Source organism: Alteraurantiacibacter buctensis (assembly GCF_009827655.1).
Classification (GTDB): domain Bacteria; phylum Pseudomonadota; class Alphaproteobacteria; order Sphingomonadales; family Sphingomonadaceae; genus Alteraurantiacibacter; species Alteraurantiacibacter buctensis.
The window spans coordinates 276,976-293,635 of sequence record NZ_WTYV01000004.1 but is presented as its reverse complement, the minus strand read 5'-3'; the positions used below and the strand labels follow the sequence as shown (position 1 = coordinate 293,635).

Annotated in this window: 15 protein-coding genes; 11 read left to right on the top strand and 4 right to left on the bottom strand. The window is 68.3% G+C overall.

What is annotated here, in order from left to right:
• The 4 genes from GRI99_RS11890 to GRI99_RS11875 are packed head-to-tail and all read right to left on the bottom strand — an operon-like array spanning window position 1 to window position 2,719.
• Window positions 1-798, bottom strand: coding sequence for a hydrolase 1, exosortase A system-associated (locus tag GRI99_RS11890; protein WP_160772246.1), 798 nt, complete (start codon window positions 796-798; stop codon window positions 1-3).
• Window positions 795-1,460, bottom strand: a complete 666-nt coding sequence (locus tag GRI99_RS11885; protein WP_237438308.1) for an alpha/beta hydrolase family protein — start codon at window positions 1,458-1,460, stop codon at window positions 795-797. The genes GRI99_RS11890 and GRI99_RS11885 overlap by 4 nt, the downstream gene beginning before the upstream one ends.
• A 7-nt stretch (window positions 1,461-1,467) precedes the next feature.
• On the bottom strand, window positions 1,468-1,737 hold the full coding sequence (locus tag GRI99_RS11880; RefSeq protein WP_160772244.1) for an acyl carrier protein: 270 nt from the start codon (window positions 1,735-1,737) through the stop codon (window positions 1,468-1,470).
• Window positions 1,738-1,747: 10 nt separating this feature from the next.
• Window positions 1,748-2,719 (bottom strand): GNAT family N-acetyltransferase, encoded by a 972-nt coding sequence (locus GRI99_RS11875; protein WP_337192915.1) that lies wholly within the window; start codon window positions 2,717-2,719, stop codon window positions 1,748-1,750.
• Window positions 2,720-2,750: 31 nt separating this feature from the next.
• Between GRI99_RS11875 and GRI99_RS11870 the strand changes: the two genes are divergently transcribed.
• The 11 genes from GRI99_RS11870 (at window position 2,751) to xrtA (ending at window position 16,654) form a co-directional block, all read left to right on the top strand.
• The gene (locus tag GRI99_RS11870; RefSeq protein WP_160772243.1) at window positions 2,751-4,259 is read left to right on the top strand and encodes an acyl-CoA ligase (AMP-forming), exosortase A system-associated; all 1,509 of its coding nucleotides are present in this window, start codon (window positions 2,751-2,753) and stop codon (window positions 4,257-4,259) included.
• Entirely contained in the window at window positions 4,256-5,482 is a 1,227-nt protein-coding gene (locus tag GRI99_RS11865) for a pyridoxal-dependent decarboxylase, exosortase A system-associated (protein ID WP_160772242.1), read from the top strand. The genes GRI99_RS11870 and GRI99_RS11865 overlap by 4 nt, the downstream gene beginning before the upstream one ends.
• 223 nt (window positions 5,483-5,705) lie before the next feature.
• Complete coding sequence (locus GRI99_RS11860; RefSeq protein ID WP_160772241.1) at window positions 5,706-6,350, top strand: XrtA/PEP-CTERM system exopolysaccharide export protein; 645 nt, start codon at window positions 5,706-5,708, stop codon at window positions 6,348-6,350.
• Between the two features lie 19 nt (window positions 6,351-6,369).
• Window positions 6,370-7,887 carry an XrtA system polysaccharide chain length determinant gene (locus GRI99_RS11855; protein WP_160772240.1) on the top strand — a complete coding sequence of 506 codons (1,518 nt, stop codon included), beginning with the start codon at window positions 6,370-6,372 and terminating at the stop codon, window positions 7,885-7,887.
• A 10-nt stretch (window positions 7,888-7,897) separates the two neighbouring features.
• A complete protein-coding gene (locus tag GRI99_RS11850; protein ID WP_160772239.1) occupies window positions 7,898-8,980 on the top strand; it encodes a P-loop NTPase family protein in 1,083 nt (360 codons plus the stop codon).
• Between the two features lie 4 nt (window positions 8,981-8,984).
• Window positions 8,985-10,652, top strand: a complete 1,668-nt coding sequence (locus GRI99_RS11845) for a preprotein translocase subunit YajC (RefSeq protein WP_160772238.1) — start codon at window positions 8,985-8,987, stop codon at window positions 10,650-10,652.
• A 26-nt stretch (window positions 10,653-10,678) separates the two neighbouring features.
• Window positions 10,679-11,848: an XrtA/PEP-CTERM system-associated ATPase gene (locus GRI99_RS11840; RefSeq protein ID WP_160772237.1), complete on the top strand. Its 1,170-nt coding sequence runs from the start codon at window positions 10,679-10,681 to the stop codon at window positions 11,846-11,848.
• A gap of 28 nt (window positions 11,849-11,876) precedes the next feature.
• Window positions 11,877-12,824, top strand: coding sequence for an XrtA system polysaccharide deacetylase (locus tag GRI99_RS11835; protein ID WP_337192914.1), 948 nt, complete (start codon window positions 11,877-11,879; stop codon window positions 12,822-12,824).
• A complete protein-coding gene (locus GRI99_RS11830; protein ID WP_160772236.1) occupies window positions 12,821-13,879 on the top strand; it encodes a FemAB family XrtA/PEP-CTERM system-associated protein in 1,059 nt (352 codons plus the stop codon). The genes GRI99_RS11835 and GRI99_RS11830 overlap by 4 nt, the downstream gene beginning before the upstream one ends.
• A complete protein-coding gene (locus GRI99_RS11825; protein WP_160772235.1) occupies window positions 13,876-15,108 on the top strand; it encodes a TIGR03087 family PEP-CTERM/XrtA system glycosyltransferase in 1,233 nt (410 codons plus the stop codon). Before GRI99_RS11830 ends, GRI99_RS11825 begins: the two co-directional genes overlap by 4 nt.
• A complete protein-coding gene (xrtA, locus tag GRI99_RS11820) occupies window positions 15,098-16,654 on the top strand; it encodes an exosortase A (protein WP_160772234.1) in 1,557 nt (518 codons plus the stop codon). The genes GRI99_RS11825 and xrtA overlap by 11 nt, the downstream gene beginning before the upstream one ends.
• Window positions 16,655-16,660: the final 6 nt, after the last annotated feature.

The following is a 16,660-nucleotide window of genomic DNA, read 5'->3' as shown; positions in this document are numbered from 1 at the left end:
TCAGCCCTGCAGCATCGCCATCACCTGCGCCTCAAGCCATTCGGCCGCGTGCGGCTCGAGATAGGCGTGGCTGGCGCCCGGGCAGCGGTAAACGGGGCCTTGCTGCAGGTTCCCGTGGGTGGTCCAGAACCGGTCGAACGCCAGGCCGGTGCGGTCATTTCCGGCAATCAGGATGGCATAGGGCTTTGTCGCCCCATCAAGGCCCTTGGCCATTTCCTGCGCCAACCCGGTCGGCCCGGCGGAGCGGGCAGCAGCCGCGCCAAGCCCCTGCCGCAGACGGGACAGGTTGACCTGGCCCCGCAGCAACCGAAGCCATTCCGCAGGATTGCGCAGCTTCGCCCAATAGCGCGCCCGAATCGCCTCCGGCGGGGGCAGGGCATACGCGTCATCCGCCTCGTCCTCGAAGGTCCAGGGGTTCGATAGCACCAGCGCATCGCACCCGTCACCGCGCATCAGCATCAGGGCGCTTGCCGCGTCACAGTTGCCGAAGGCGACGATCCGGCTGACGTTCGGACACTGATCGCGAAAGGCGGCGAGGGCGGCAAGAATGTCCTCGCGGCTCTCGCGAAAGCCGCGGTTCTGGCCGCTGCTGTCGCCTACCCCGCGCCGGTCAAAACGCAGCACGGGATAGCCCTTTGCCGCGATCCGCGCAGCCAGGTGCGATTGGCCTGAAAAGGCCCCGGCGCGGGTTTCGTTGCCGCCGCTGACAATGAGCAGGCCGTCCGTGCCGGAAGCTTCGTCCAGCGTGGCAGCAAGAATGTCGCCCTCGCAATGGAACGTCAGGTGCCGCCGGGTCATGTCGAAAGCCTCCCGGCAACCAGCGCAGCGAGGGTTTCCGCTTGCGCGGCATCGTGGTCAGGCTCGGCGCGCAGCCACAGGCCCGCACCGCCGATCTCATTTTGCGCGATGATGGTGAAAGTGGATGGCGCCAGTTCGCCGTCGGCCAGGTCAGCCACCATTTGCGCCCCCAGGCGGTAACCGGCCAGGTCCAGCCCGTTGGCGAGACCACTGGCAAGCAGGGCCTCGCTCGTCTCCTGCCTGCCCGCCTCCCGGGCGGACAGCACCCGTGCCCGCAGCAGGCCGCGCAGAACGCTTTTGCCGGCGACGGGAGCATAGGCCCAGCCCGGCAGCGAAGGTGCAATGGCCACCGCTGCGCGCATGGCAAGAACGTGCGTCGCTCCAAGCTGTTCAGCGGACGACTGGGCGGCGGCCCGCCACGTGGCCATCGATTGGCTTTCGAACGGGGCCAGGCTTTCGTTGCAGCCCGGCAGGTCGGGCAGCACGCTGGCCACGCCCGCATCGGCCAGGTGCCGCATCACGGCTTGCGTGAAGTGCCGCGTCTTATTCGCTTCGTCGAACCAGGCTGGCAGGACCAGCAGGCGCTGCGCGGCATCGGCCGGGCCGTGGGCGACCACCAGTTCGGTGCTGCCGCCGGGGGCTGTCCAGCCGAGCAGCCGCATGGCCGGTTCAGGCGCCGCCGCGCTTGGCGGTGACGAAGGCCAGCAGGCTGCCATAGGTCTCCAGCAGGTCGCCGTCGATCTCGTCATCCTCGAGAACGATGTCCAGCCGGTCTTCGATCTCGGTGAGCAGCGAGACGACAGCCATCGAATCGAGCTCTGGCAGGTGGCCGAACAGGCCGGTATCGGCATCGAACGCGGCAACGCGCGCATCGTCCAGGCCCAGCACGTCGCGCAGTACGCCGCGCAGGATGGCATCGATGGAGGTGGTTTCGGTCATGACAGTGGCCCTAGGCAGCGTGGCGGTTGGAGACAAGACGGCGGAGCGCCCATTTGCCCAGTTCGGGCCAGTTGGCGGGCGAGGCAGGACGCAGGCAGGTGAGCCGCCAGCGCGGGCGCACGGCTTCCATCCAGTCCCTTTTGTAGCCATCGTCCCCGGTGCCGAAATCGACTTCGGCTACGCCGTCACGGTCGATCACCAGTTCCATCAGGGCGGCAGTCAGCGTGGTGCCGGGTGACAGGCTTTCGGCAGAAGGCAGGTGGGCCAGCTTGTGGATGTAGGCCTTGCCGCCTTCCACCGTCCAGAACTGGGCGGCAACGGGTTGGCCATCGGCCAGGGCCAGGGCAAAGCGATAGTGGCCCAGGTCGCTTTCCAGCATGGCGAACTGGCGCAGGAGGGCGGGATCGCCCTCGGCGGGTTTCCAGCTCTGGCGGTAAATCTCCTCGTAGGCGGCCCAGTCGGCGGCCTCGAACCGGTGCGAGAGGCGCACCTCGACCTTCTTCGCCTTGCGTTTCAGCGTGGTCCGCAGCGGGCCGGGGCGGGCTGCAAGGTAATCGGCATAGGTGCGGCCCTGCACCGGCAGGTAGCGGTTGGTGTCGCACACCTCGCGGCGGACCAGCCAGCCGGCGGCGCTGAAGGTGCCTTCGAGCAGGGTGGCGGTGCCATCCTCGTCGGGCAGCTTGACCAGTTCGATGCGATTGGCTGCTCGCGTCAGGTCGCTGGCCAGTTCGGTCAGCAGCGGCGAAAGCGATGACGGGGCCCAGGTGAACGCATACCAGTTGGTAAGCGCTGTCAGCCCGCGTGGGCCTCTCGTCATGGCGATGCTCACCTGCTCGCGCCCATCATCGGCCAGGGCAACCAGCGGCCTGTGTCCGGCCCGTTCCAGCAGGGCGAACCATTCGCGGCGCGCAAACGGCCCGGTGCCCCCGGGGAACCGCCCTTGCAGATCGTTAACCGTGTCGTGATAGGTAATTGCGGCCACAGTTTTTCCTGCCCGGAGCTCCAACTTGCCAATGCCCGATCCTACCCCGCTGCCGCTGGACCACCTGGCCCTGCGTGGAAGCGACGAGGATGCGGCGCTGGTCCTGCGCGGCGAAACCCTTAGCTGGAAGGACTTAAGAAGCCGTGTCGCTGCCCTGTCGGGGTGGCTGGCGGCGCAGGTGCCGCAGGCCGGCGCACGTGTGGCCACCTGGGCGGCCAAGGGCGAACTGACCTGCCTGATGCCGCTGGCGGCGGCGCGTGCCGGGCTGGTCCACGTGCCGATCAACCCGCTGCTGAAGCGCGGGCAGGTAAAGCATATCCTGGCCGATAGCGGGGCCGCGCTGCTGCTGGGCACGCCCGCGCGGCTCGATACTCTGGAGGTGGGCGATGTGCCCGCCGGGTGCCGTGTATTGGGCGAGGGGGAAGCGCTGGCCCTGGCCGCTGAAGCCGAACCGCTGGGTGAGCCATCGGCGCACAATCCTGCAAGCACTTCCGCCATCCTCTACACCAGCGGCTCCACCGGCAAGCCCAAGGGCGTGGTGCTGAGCCATGCCAACATGTGGCTGGGCGCGGTCAGCGTGGCGCATTATCTGGGGCTGGCAGCAGACGACGTGACACTGGCGGTGCTGCCGCTCAGCTTCGACTATGGGCAGAACCAGTTGCTCAGCACCTGGTATGCGGGCGGGGCGGTGGTGCCGTTGGACTACCTGCTGCCGCGTGACGTTGTGCGCGCCTGCGAGAAGCATGGCGTGACCACGCTGGCCGCCGTGCCACCGCTGTGGGTGCAGCTTGTCGGGCTGGACTGGCCGCCGACGGTGGCTGAGCGAATGCGGCGGGTGACCAACAGTGGCGGGGCGCTGACTTCCGACTTGTCATCAGCCTTGCGGTGCAAACTGCCGCAAACACGCATTTTTGCCATGTACGGTCTTACCGAGGCTTTCCGCTCCACCTACCTCGATCCGGCGTTGCTGGCAGGCAATCCCACCAGCATGGGCAAGGCCATTCCCTTTGCCGAAGTGCTGGTGATCAACGATGCCGGCCAGCTTGCCGCCGACGGGGAGGAGGGCGAACTGGTTCATTGCGGGCCGCTGGTGGCGCAGGGCTACTGGAACGATCCCGTCCGCACTGCCGAGCGGTTCAAGCCTGCTCCGGCGGCAAGCCGGTATGGCGGCACCGCAGTCTGGTCGGGCGACCGGGTGCGGCGCGATGCCGACGGGTTGCTCTATTTCGCCGGCCGGCGCGACGCGATGATTAAAAGCGCGGGCAACCGCATCAGCCCGCTGGAGATCGAGGAAGCCGCGCTCGCCAGCGGCCATGTGGCCGAGGCTGTGGCGCTGGGCGTGCCCGATCCGGCACTGGGCCAGGCCATCCTGCTTGTGGTGCGCGGCAGCGGCGACGAGGCGGCCCTGCGCGCCGTGCTGAAGCGCGAGCTGCCCAATTTCATGCAGCCGCAGGTCATTATTTGGCGGGAGACCATGCCGGTCAATCCCAACGGCAAGCTTGACCGGGCGGCGCTGGTGGCGGAAGTGGCCGCCGCATGAAACCGCACGGTCCCATTCCCGCCGGCTATACCGCGATCGATGGCGAACTGGCCGTAGGCGGTCGCAAGGCCAGCGCGCTGGTGAAGGAGGCGGGCGGCACCCCGCTGTTCGTCTATTCGCGCAGCCTCCTGGAGCAGCGCATGGCCGACCTGCGCGCCGCGATGCCGCCGGCGCTGAAGATCCACTATGCCATGAAGGCCAACCCGCACCCCGCCGTGCTGGAAGTGATGGCCGACCTGGTGGACGGGCTGGACGTGGCCTCTGGCGGGGAACTGGCGATGGCGCGGGCCGCAGGGTTCCTGCCGCGCGAAATCAGCTTTGCCGGCCCGGGCAAGCGTGATGCGGAACTGCTGGCAGCGGTGAAGGCGGGCGTTACGCTGAACCTTGAATCCGCCGCCGAGGCGCGCCGCGCGCTGGAGGCGGGCCTTGCCTGCGGCACCGCGCCGCGCCTGGCGATCCGCGTCAATCCGGAGTTCGAGCTGCGCGGATCAGGCATGAAGATGGGCGGCGGGGCCAAGCCGTTCGGCGTAGACGAGGACCAGGTGGCAAGCCTTGCCCGCACGATCATTGCCGAAGGGTGCGACTGGCGCGGCTTGCATATCTACGCCGGCAGCCAGGCGCTCGACGCCGCGGCAATCAGTGATGCGCAAGGCAATGCCCTGGCCACGGCGGCCCGGTTGACTGCTGAAATCTGCACCCCGCTGCCGCACCTCAACCTTGGCGGCGGCTATGGCATTCCCTATTTCGACAAAGACAAGCCGCTTGATATCGCCGCCGTCGGCGCGCGCCTGCAAGACTTGCTGGATGACCACAGAAATGACCTGCAAGGCACGGAATTCGCGATAGAACTGGGTCGCTATCTTGTGGGGGGGGCGGGCGTTTATCTCACCCGCATAGTCGACATCAAGACCAGCAAGGGGGTTACCTTCTGGGTCACCGATGGCGGGATGCACCACCAGTTGGCTGCCTCGGGCAACTTCGGCGCCGTGGTGCGCCGCAACTATCCGGTGGCGCTGGCCAGCCGCTTCGATGCGCCGGGCGAGGTGGAGGTCAATGTGGTCGGCTGCCTGTGTACCCCGCTCGACCGCCTGGCCGATGATGTGCTGCTGCCGCAGGCGCAAGTGGGAGACGTGGTCGCCGTGTTCTGTGCCGGTGCCTATGGCGCCAGTGCCAGCCCCGCGCAGTTCCTGGGCCAGGGCCCCGCGCGCGAGATGCTCGTCTGAGAATCGCCTGCTGACAGGACGTTAACGGCTGGGCGGCTACCCTGTCCCAATGCGGGACGGCGCTGCTTAAGTGCCGCAGATGGGCCGGAAATAGGCCCAAGGCTAACGCAATATTCACCCTTTCTGGCCACAAGGCACGCTGGACCAGCCGGTCAAGCGGGCAGCTCGTGCACGGATGCCCCGTCCCCGACCGGCCTGCCAGACGATGAGGACGCAAGAACCGATGCCAGTCTCCAAAGCAGCCCGCCTGATGGCCACCTGTGCCACTGCCTCGCTGGTGCTGACCGGCTGCGCATCGGGCAGCAATGCGCCGCAACTGGAACCGGCAACCTTCGTGGCCATGCAGGAAGGCCCGGGCGAGGAATATGTCATCGGCCCGCTGGACGAGCTGACCATCCACGTCTGGCGCAACGACGAACTGGGGGCCGACGTTCAGGTGCGCCCCGATGGCCGCATCACCACGCCGCTGGTGGCCGACATGCCCGCCGTGGGCAAGACGCCGACCATGCTGGCCGAAGATATCCGCCTGCAGCTTTCGCAGTACATTTCCGATCCGCTGGTGACGGTGATCGTGAAGCGCTTTGCCGGTACCTACAGCCAGCAGGTGCGCATCGTGGGCGCGACCGAGCAGCCCGCATCGCTGCCCTATCGCGCCAACATGACGCTGCTGGATGCGATGATCGCGGTCGGCGGCCTGTCCGAATATGCCAGCGGCAACCAGGCCAAGCTGATCCGCTTCGATCGCACCACCGGCCGCCAGCAGGAGTATTCTCTGCGCCTGGGTGACTTGCTGCGCCGGGGCGAAAGCGAAGCCAACGTGATGCTGATGCCGGGTGATGTGATCATCATCCCGGAAAGCATGTTCTGAGCGGCGAGGGGGCGATCCGTTGAACCAGCTCGTCGAGGAAATCCGCGCAGCGCTCTGGTCGGTGTGGAACCGCCGCTGGCTGGCCCTGGGCATTGCCTGGGGCCTGTGCCTGGCCGGGTGGCTGGTGGTGGCGCTGTTCCCCAACACCTATGAATCCGAAGCGCGCATCTACGTGGAACTGGATGACGTGCTGGCCGACCAGATCGGCATCGCCCAGGGCAGCCGCGAGCGCCAGGTAGAGCGCGTGCGCCAGACGCTGGTGAGCGCGGTGAATCTGGAAAAGGTCGTCCGCTCCACCCGCTTGGGCGAGGAGGTGACCACTTCTGCCGCGATGGAACGCGCCGTCGAGCGCCTGGGCGAGGACGTGAAGGTTGTCGCCGACGGCGAGAACGTGTTCGAGATTACCGCCGTCAGCGGCCGCAGCGACCTGTCCGACAGCGAGAACGCGCAACTGGCGCAGACCATTGTCCAGCGCATGATCGACATCTTCCGCGAGGAAAACCTTGGCGGGGCACGCGGCGAGATGGCCTCCTCGCTCGACTTCATCAACCAGCAGCTGGTCGCCCGCCAGCGCGAGTTGGAGGAAGCCGAGCAGCGCCGCCTGGAGTTCGAGGCCTTGCATCCCGAGCTGATCGGCGGCTCCGCCTCGCTTCAGCAGAGCCTGGCCGCGACCCGCAGCGAACTGCGCGGGGTGGAGGCGGACCTGGCCGCGGCGCAAACGTCGCTGGCCGGAATCGAAGGCCAGATCGCCGGCACCCCGCGCACCCTGATCGTGCCGGGCGCCGGCGGCCCGCAGGCCGCGCTGCTGCAGGCGGAGGCGACCATGGCCCAGTACCGGGCCCAGGGCCTTACCGATTCGCACCCCGACGTGGCCGCGCTGACCCGCCAGATCGCCACCCTGCGCGAGCGGGCATCGGCAGACAACGGCACCTCGGGCCAGTCCAACCCCACCTATACTTCGCTGGTCACCATGCGCTCGCAGAGCATGGCGGCCGTGCAGGCGCTGCAATCGCGCGCTGCAGCGCTGCGGTCCGAGCTGGCGGCGACCATGGCCAGCCAGGCGCGCGAGCCGGGTGCGGCGGCCGAGGCCACCCGTATCAGCCGCGACTACGAAGTGCTGCGCCAGCAGTATGACGATCTGCTGCAGGACCGCGAGCAGTTGCGCCTGCGCGGCCAGGTGGAAACCGAGCGCAGCGCGATCCAGTTCGAGGTGGTCGATCCGCCGACGACCCCGCGCGTTCCCGCCGCCCCCAACCGGCCGCTGCTGCTGGCGGGCGTGCTGCTCCTGGGCCTGGGTGCCGGGGCGGGCATCGCCTTTGCGCTGAGCAAGCTGGGCTCCACCTATTCCACCGCCAGCCAGCTTGAGCGCAGCTTCAACCTGCCCGTCGTGGGCACGATCTCGCACACCATGAACAGTGCCGCGCGCGAACTGCGTCGCAAGCACCTGAAATATTTCGCCGGGGCAACGGGCGCGCTGTGCCTGCTGTTCATTGTCCTGCTGGGGCTGGAATTCGTCCAGCGCGGCCTGCTGGCGTGAGGGATAGGCCATGACCGAGCACCGTCGCATCCCCGTTCCCCGCCGCCCGCAACAGGGCCTTTCGCTGTTCGAGCGGGCGGAAAGCCTGTTTGGCGACCAGGGCTTCGTGCCCGCGCCGGTGCCGGGCAACCTGGCCCCGCCAGTCAACAGGATGGCCCCTTCGCGCAGCCAGCCGGTCAAGCGCCTGCCAACCGCGCCGGATGACGAGCCGTTCCGCTTCCCGCCGATGGCCCCGCGCGCTCCGCTGCCGGAAGCAAGCCTGCAAGCCGATCCCGTGGCGGACCCAGCGGTTCAGCCGGTCACCGACCATGGACATCTTACCACTCCGCCCCAGACAGCGCCGGTGGTTTTCGATGCCGTGGCGCTGCCCGATCACCGCTATCCGGTGGACCGGGGCTTGCTGGCCCATCACGGCCTGATCGATCCAGAAGGTCCGGTGACCGGGCTGATGGAGGAGTTCCGCATCGTCAAGCGCCAGCTCCTGAAGGCGGCCCGGGCTGACAGCACCGGCCGCTCGCGCCGCATCCTCGTCACCTCGCCGCTGCCCAACGAGGGCAAGACCTTCTGCGCCATCAATCTGGCGCTGGCCATGGCTGCCGAGCGCGATTGCGAGGTGGTGCTGGTGGATGCGGACGTGGCCAAGCCCTCGATCCTCTCGATGCTGGGCCTGCCCAAGGGCCTCGGCCTGATGGATGCGCTGGCCAATCCGTCGATCCGGGTGGAAGACTGCGTGATCGGCACCGATATCGACGGGCTGCACGTGCTTCCCGCCGGCAACCAGACCAATGCCGACAGCGAATACCTGGCCGCCGCCGAAACCGCCGGCATCCTCGACCGTCTGACGCTGGGCGCGCGGGGGCGGGTGCTGGTGTTCGACAGCCCGCCCACGCTGGCCGCTTCGCCCGCGGCGGACCTGGCCAACCTTGTCGGCCAGGCCGTGGTGGTGACGCGCGCCGACCAGACCGGCCAGAGCGCGCTGGAAGATGCCCTGACGCTGCTGTCCAACTGCCCGGACATCAAGCTGCTGCTCAACGATGCCCACTTCAGCCCCAGCGGTCGCCGCTTCGGGGGCTATTACGGATATGGAGGGTGAGGCGATGACCATTTCGCTCAGCCGCACAGTCATGCTTGCCGCCACGGGCCTCGCCGCCCTGGCCGCCATTCCCGCCGCCGCCCAGCAGGCATCCGCTCCCGTCCAGGCGGGCGCTGAGAGTGAACGCCCGCAGCGCACCGGCGGGGTCGAGATCGTCCCCTATATCGAGGCCGCACAGGTCCTGTCCGCCGAGCTTTCGCCCGGTGATGACGTGGTAACCTACACCCGCCTGGCCGCCGGGCTTGATGCCGGGTTCACCACCCGCAATTCGGCCGCGTCGATCGGCGTGCGCTATGAACGGCGCATCGGCTATGGCGATGTGGAGGACGGCGACACGATCAGCGGCATCGCCCGCGCCAGCCTGTCGCTGGTGCCGCGGCAACTGACCTTCGAGGCTGGGGCCCTGGCCGCCCGCAGCCGCGTAGAAGGCGGCGGCGCGACCACGCTGGGCGGATCGACCATCGACAACGACAGCTCCAGCCAGATCTACGCGGTCTATGCCGGGCCCACCCTGCAGACCCGCGTGGGTGACCTGGAGGTCAGCGGCGCCTACCGCATCGGCTATTCCCGTGTGGAAGCGCCCGATGGCGTGGTGCTGGCCCCGGGTGACCAGCCGGTCGACTATTTCGACGATAGCGTTTCGCAGATGGCCGCCGCGCGCGTGGGCATCGCCCCCAACACGGTGCTGCCCATCGGCGTGGGCGTGGGCGGCGGGTGGAACCGGCAGGACGTATCCAACCTGGACCAGCGGATCGACGACCGCCATGTGCGGGCCGATGTGGTGGTGCCCGTGTCGCCCACCCTGGCCGTGATCGGCGGCGTGGGTTACGAGGACGTTGAAGTGTCCAACCGCGATGCGGTGCGCGATGTGAACGGCCAGCCGGTGCGCGACGCGGCCGGGCGCTATGTCACCGACACCAGCTCTCCCCGGCGCATTTCTTACCAGACCGACGGCCTGATCTGGGACGTGGGCGTGATGTGGCGCCCCAGCGACCGCACGGCGCTGCAGGCGGTCTATGGCCGGCGCTATGGCGGCAGCACCTACTATGGCTCGTTCTCGTGGGCGGCCAGTCCGCGCACCAGCTTCAACGTAGGTGTCTATGACAACCTGAGCGGTTTTGGCGGTAACCTCGTCAACAACCTGGCCAACCTGCCGACCGAGTTCCAGGCCTTCCGCAACCCGCTGTCGGGTGACCTGGGGGCCTGCGTGGCGGCGCTGGAAGGGGGCACCTGCTCGTTGGCCAACATCGGCTCGCTGAGGAGTTCGGTGTTCCGCAGCCGGGGCATCAACGCCAGCGTCAGCCGCGCGGTGGGTCGCACCAGCTATGGCCTGGCCGCAGGCTATGACCGGCGCACCTATATCGCCGCCGCCAACACCGCGCTGGCCGCCGTGGATGGCCTGCTGGACGAGAACTACTGGGCCGGGGCCTACCTCAGCCAGCAGCTCGATGCCCGCAGCGGCATTTCCGGCAACGGCTTCGTCAACTGGTTCGATAGCGGATTTGACAGTGCTTCCAACGGCACCGGCTATGCCGCATCCGTTTCCTATTACCGCAACCTGCTGGCCGGGCTCACCGGCACGGCGGCTGTGGGCGTCGACGGGATCATGCGCGACGCGCTGCCCGATTACACCAATGCATCGGCCCTCGTGGGCCTGCGCTATTCGTTCTGACCGGACTTTTGGGGAGTTTGTGACCCATGTTTGATGACTATTACGGCCTAACCGGCAAGCCCTTCCAGCTCACGCCCGATCCGGAATTCTATTTCCGCTCGGTTACGCACAGGAAGGCCCTGTCCTACCTGGGCTATGGCCTGGCGCAGGGCGAGGGCTTCATCGTCATCACCGGCGAGGTGGGGGCGGGCAAGTCCACCCTGGTCGCGCACATGATGGCCAGCATCGATCCCAATCAGGTAACTGTGGCCCAGGTGGTCACCAGCAAGCTGGATGGCGAAGAGATCGTCCACGTGGTGGCGCAGGCCTTTGGCCTGGACATCGAGGGGCATGACAAGGCCAGCGCGCTGGGTTCGATCGAGAGCTTCCTGCACGAGGAAGCCCGCGCCGGCCGCCGCTGCCTGCTGGTGGTGGACGAAAGCCAGAACCTGACGGTCGCCGCGCTGGAAGAGCTGCGGATGCTGTCGAACTTCCAGCTTGGCAGCCATCCGCTGTTGCAGACGCTGCTGCTGGGCCAGCCGGAATTCCGCGCCACGCTGCAAAGCCACCCTGACCTGGAGCAGTTGCGCCAGCGGGTGATCGCCGCGCATCACCTTGACCCGATGCAGAAGGGCGAGATCGAGCCTTACATCGTCCACCGCCTGCAAAAGGTGGGCTGGAACGGCAACCCGGCGTTTGACCAGCGCGTATTCACCGAGATCTTTGACGCCAGCGGCGGCATTCCGCGCCGGGTCAACCAGATCGCCAACCGGCTGATGCTGCTGGGTGCGGTGGAGGAACGCGGACGGATCGATGCAGCCATGCTGCACAACGTGCTGGCCGAGATGGATGCCGAGCGCGCTTTTCCCGCCGCCGCGCCCGCGCCGATGCCTTCGCCCGAGCCGCAGCCCGCGCCGCTGCTCGATCCGCTGACCCGCAATGGCGAGCCGCGCCAGTATGTCGATGCGCAACTGGTGGAAGACCTGCTGGCCGAGCGCGACGCGCAGATTGCCGAGCTGCAGCAGGCCGTGGTGGAACTGTCCACCCAGTCCGAAGCGCGCCTGGTGGCTGCCGTGCAGCCCGATCTCGCCGCGCTGCAGGAGAAGATGGCCCGCCTGGAAGCCAAGGCTTTCGAACAGGAGCGCACCATCCGCCACACGCTGACCATGCTGATCGAGTGGATCGAAGGCGAAATGGACGAGAGCAAGGCGGCCTGATCGCCGCCGCCACGGGAGTGTCCGCAACGTGAATGCCGTTTCTCCGCCGTTGCCGGCCGCCATTGCTGATGGCGACGCGGCGCGCATCGTCAACGGCCTGTCGGTCGATGTGGAAGACTGGTTCCATGTCGGCGCGTTCGAGGACGTGATCGCGCGCGATGCCTGGGCCACGTTGGACGACCGGGTGGACCGCAACGTGCGCGAAATCCTCGACCTGTTCGACGAGGCAGGGGCTTCCGCCACCTTCTTCACCCTTGGCTGGGTGGCCCAGCGCCACGGCGCGTTGCTGCGCGAGGTGGCGGAGCGGGGGCACGAGGTGGCCAGCCACGGCTGGGACCATGCCCGCGTCCACACCATGACCCGCGAGCAGTTCGGCCAGGACATCCGCCGCGCCCGCCAGGTGATCGAGGATGCCACCGGCCACCCGGTGACCGGCTATCGTGCACCCAGCTTCTCGATCGACCAGCGCACTCCGTGGGCTTTCGCCGAGCTGGTGGAGCAGGGCTATGCCTATTCCTCCAGCGTGGCCCCGGTGGCGCATGACCATTACGGCTGGGCCGATGCACCGCGCTTTGCCTTCAAGCCGCTGCCCTGGGCCGACATGGTGGAAATCCCCGTGACCACGGCGATGTTTGCTGGCCGCAGGCTGGCGGCGGGCGGGGGCGGGTTCTTCCGCGTGCTGCCCTATGCCTTCAGCCGCTGGGCGATCCGTCAGGTCAACCGCGTGGATGAACGCCCGGCAATCTTCTATTTCCACCCGTGGGAAATCGATCCCGGCCAGCCGCGAGTGGCCGGCGCGCCGCTGAAATCGCGACTGCGCCACTATACCAGGCTTGACCAGATGGCCGGCAAGCTGCGTCTGCTGGTGCACGAATTCGCCTTTGGCCGGATGGATGTGCTGGCCCACCGCGAACGGGCGCGGATCGAGGCGGAGGACCAGTTGGCCTGGCGGGCCCAGCGGGCGCTGGCGGGATGAACGCGCCCTTCGCCGTGGCCGGCACCGGCGTGCGCCGCGCTGCGCTTGACCAGCCGGACGAGGTGGCGCGGATCGAGGCCTTCGTATGCGCTGCCGGCGGATCGCTGTTCCACCGGCCCGCGTGGCTGGCGGCAGTTGAACGCGGCACCGGAAACCGCGCGCATGGCCTGGTGGCGGAGCGGGGCGGGGCGATCACCGGGTGGCTGCCGCTGAGTGAGGTCCATTCCCCCATCTTCGGCCGAGTGCTCGCCTCCAGCGGCTTTGCCGTGGATGGGGGCGTGCTGGCGACCGTCGCGGCCGCCGGCCCCGCGCTGTGCCGCGCGGCGGAGGAACTGGCGCAGCGCCTGTCCTGCCCCACCATCGAGGTGCGCGGCGGGCCGGTGCCGCGCCATTGGCATGTGCGGACCGACAGCCACTGCGGCTTCGTGACCGAACTGGCCGCCGATGACGAGGCGCAACTCCTCGCCATCCCGCGCAAGCAGCGCGCCGAGGTGCGCCGGGGGCTGGGCAACGGCCTGACAGTGCGCGTGGGGCGTGATGAGGCTGATCGGGCAGCGCACTATGCGGTTTATGCCCAAAGCGTCCGCAACCTGGGCACCCCGGTCTACCCGCGCGCGCTGTTCGACGCGGCGCTGGATGCGCTGGACGGCGATATCCTGACTGTCAGCCGCGACGGCGAGGCGCTGGCCAGTGTCCTGTCATTCTATCACGATGGCGCTGTCATGCCCTATTGGGGTGGCGGTACGCAGGCGGCCCGCCACTGGCGCGCCAACGATGTGATGTATTATGCGCTGATGAACCACGCGCGCGGGCGCGGGGCCAGCCGGTTCGATTTCGGGCGCAGCAAGACCGGCAGCGGAGCCTTTCACTTCAAGCGCAACTGGGGGTTCGAGCCGCAGCCGCTCGCCTATGCTTCGTGGCACGCGCCGGGGGCCGAGCCGCGCGATGCCGATCCCACCAGCGCGAAGCACGCCGCCCGCATCGCCCTGTGGCAGCGCTTGCCGCTGGGTGTGGCCAACCGCCTCGGCCCCTGGATCGCCCGGGGGCTGGGATGAGCGGCAGTGAAATCCTGTTCCTGGCCCATCGCCTGCCGTTCCCGCCCGACCGGGGGGACCGGATTCGCGCCCATCACCTGTTGCAGGCCGTGGCCGCGCTGGCCCCGGTCCATGTCGGCTGCCTGGTAGATAGCGAGGCGGACCGGGTGGGCGAGGGTGCCCTTGCCGCGCTGGCCACAAGCCACTGCGTCGTCACCCGCAGCAAGCCGCTGCCGCTGGCCGGGCTGGAAGCGCTGGCGGCGAACAAACCGGTCAGCCTGACCGCCTTCCATCACCGCAAGCTTGAAGCCTGGGTGCGACAGGTGCTGGCAGAGCGACCGATTGCCGCCATCGTGGTCTTCTCAGGGCAGATGGGCCAGTATGTGCCGGCAGACTTTGCCGGGCGGGTGGTGGTGGACCTGTGCGACGTCGATAGCGCCAAGTTCGCAGCCTACGCCGAAGCCGGCGAACGCCCCTGGCTCAACCGTCGCGAAGCGCGCTTGCTGGCCGAAGTGGAGGAGGCACTGGGCCACCGGGCCACGGCCACGGTGCTGATCAGCGAGGCCGAGGCGCAGCTTTACGCCAGTCGCCTGCGCAATCCGACCGGGGTCAATGTGCAGGTGATCGGCAACGGGGTGGATGCCGCCTTTTTCGATCCGCAGGAGGTTGTCCCGCTTCCCGCCATCGCCGCCCGGCCGGGGCCGCATTTCGTGTTCACCGGGCAGATGGACTATCGCCCCAACGAACAGGCCGCGCTGTGGGTTGCCGGTGCGGTGCTGCCAGAGGTGCGCGCGGTTCATCGCCAAGCGGAGTTTCACATCGTCGGGCGCAGTCCCACGCCCCTGCTGCGCCGTTGTGCCGACGAGCCCGGGGTGACGGTATGGGGCGAGGTGCCCGATGTGCGCCCGTTCCTGGCTGCTGCCACCTGCGTGCTCGCTCCCCTTACCGTGGCGCGCGGGGTGCAGAACAAGGTGCTGGAGGCGATGGCCATGGCCCGCCCGGTGCTGCTGACCCCGGAAGCCGCGACCGGCATCGCCGCCATCGACGGCGAGCACTGGCTGGTCGAAAAGAACGAGGGCAAGGCCTTCGCCCAGCGTGCCCTGGACCTGGTGGAAAACGCTGCCGGGGGCGAACGGCTAGGAGAGGCCGCGCGCCGCTTTGTGCTGGCGAACCAAGCCTGGCCCGCCATGATGGCTCCCCTTGCCACGCTGCTGGGCTTTGCGGTGGAGGGGCAGCGCCATGCCGCTTGATCTGGCCCTGCACGGCCGCGCGCCGCTAACTGACGCCATCCCCGCGCAATGGCGCAAGCCGCTGCTCCACCTCGCCTTGGGGTGGGCCGTGCTGCTGGTGCTGCTGTGGCCGGTGCTGGCCGATATGATGCGCCAGTTCTGGAACAGCTCCACCTACAACCACAACCTGTTCGTGCCGGTTATCTGTGGCTGGCTGGTCTGGCTGCGCTCGCCCGAACTGCTGCGGATCACCCCGCAAGGCTGGTGGCCGGGCCTGGTGCTGCTGGCGGGCGCGCTGGTGCTGTGGCTGCTGGGCGATGTCTCGGGCACCGCCATCATCACCCATTTCGCGCTGGTCTTTGCCATGCAGGCGATGGTGCTTGTCACCCTGGGGCCGCGGGTGGTGTGGGCGCTGCTGTTCCCGCTGGCCTATGCCCTGTTTCTGGTGCCAGTGGGTGACGAGTTGGTGCCCACCTTGCAGATGATCACCGCCGACCTGACCATCGCCCTGACCCACTGGAGCGGCATCCCCGCGGTGATAGACGGGGTGTTCATCGATACCCCGGCGGGGTTGTTCGAGGTGGCCGAGGCCTGTTCCGGGGTGAAATTCCTGGTCGCCATGGCGGCGCTCGGCTCGCTGGCGGCGCATGTCTGCTTTACCAGCGCCACGCGCCGCGCGGTGTTCATGGTGGTGGCCCTGGTGCTGCCGATCCTGGCCAATGGCGTGCGCGCATGGGGCACGATCTACATCGCCCAGTCGCAAGGCCTGGAGTTTGCCGCCGGGTTCGATCACGTGTTCTATGGCTGGATCTTCTTTGCCCTGGTGATGGCGCTGCTGCTCGCCTGTGCCTGGCCCTTCTTCGACCGCCCGCGTGACGATGCCTTCATCGATGGCGCGGCTATCCAGGGCCGGCCGGGGTTTGCCCTGCTGGATGCCTTTGCTGCCCCGTCCGGCCGCTGCCTGGCTGCAGGCGCCTTGCTGGCCTTCGCCGTGTTCGCCTGGGCCGTGCAGGCCCGGCAGGTGGAGGCCGTGGTGCCCGAACGGATCGACCTGCCGCAGGTGCCGGGCTGGCAGCTCGCGCCGATGGCTGATGGCCCCTGGTGGGAACCGCGCGCTGCGGGGGCGGACCACCGGCTGCTCGGCTCTTACGTCGCTCCCGATGGCGCGCGGGTGGAGGTGTTCTATGCCTTCTACCGCAACCAGCAGGACGGGCGCGAGGCGACGGCCTTTGGCGAAGGCGCCCTGATGCCCGATACCGGGTGGAGCTGGCTGCAAGCTGCGCCTTCGCTGGCCGGTGGGCGGGGCGAATGGATGCTGACCAGCGTGACGGTGCGCCGCCTGGCGATGACCTTCTACCGCCACCGCGACATGACCACACCCAGCGCTCCGCGCATAAAGTTGGGCAACATGGCCGACCGGCTGAGCGGGGATGCCCACCCCACGATGATGCTCATCCTGTCCTCGCAAGCCGGTGGCCCGGTGGATCCGGAAACCGCCATAATCCGGTTCGCCGCCGCGACGGGCGGGCTGCCTGCGTGGATGGACCGCATCGGCCAGGTAAGGTAACGCGCC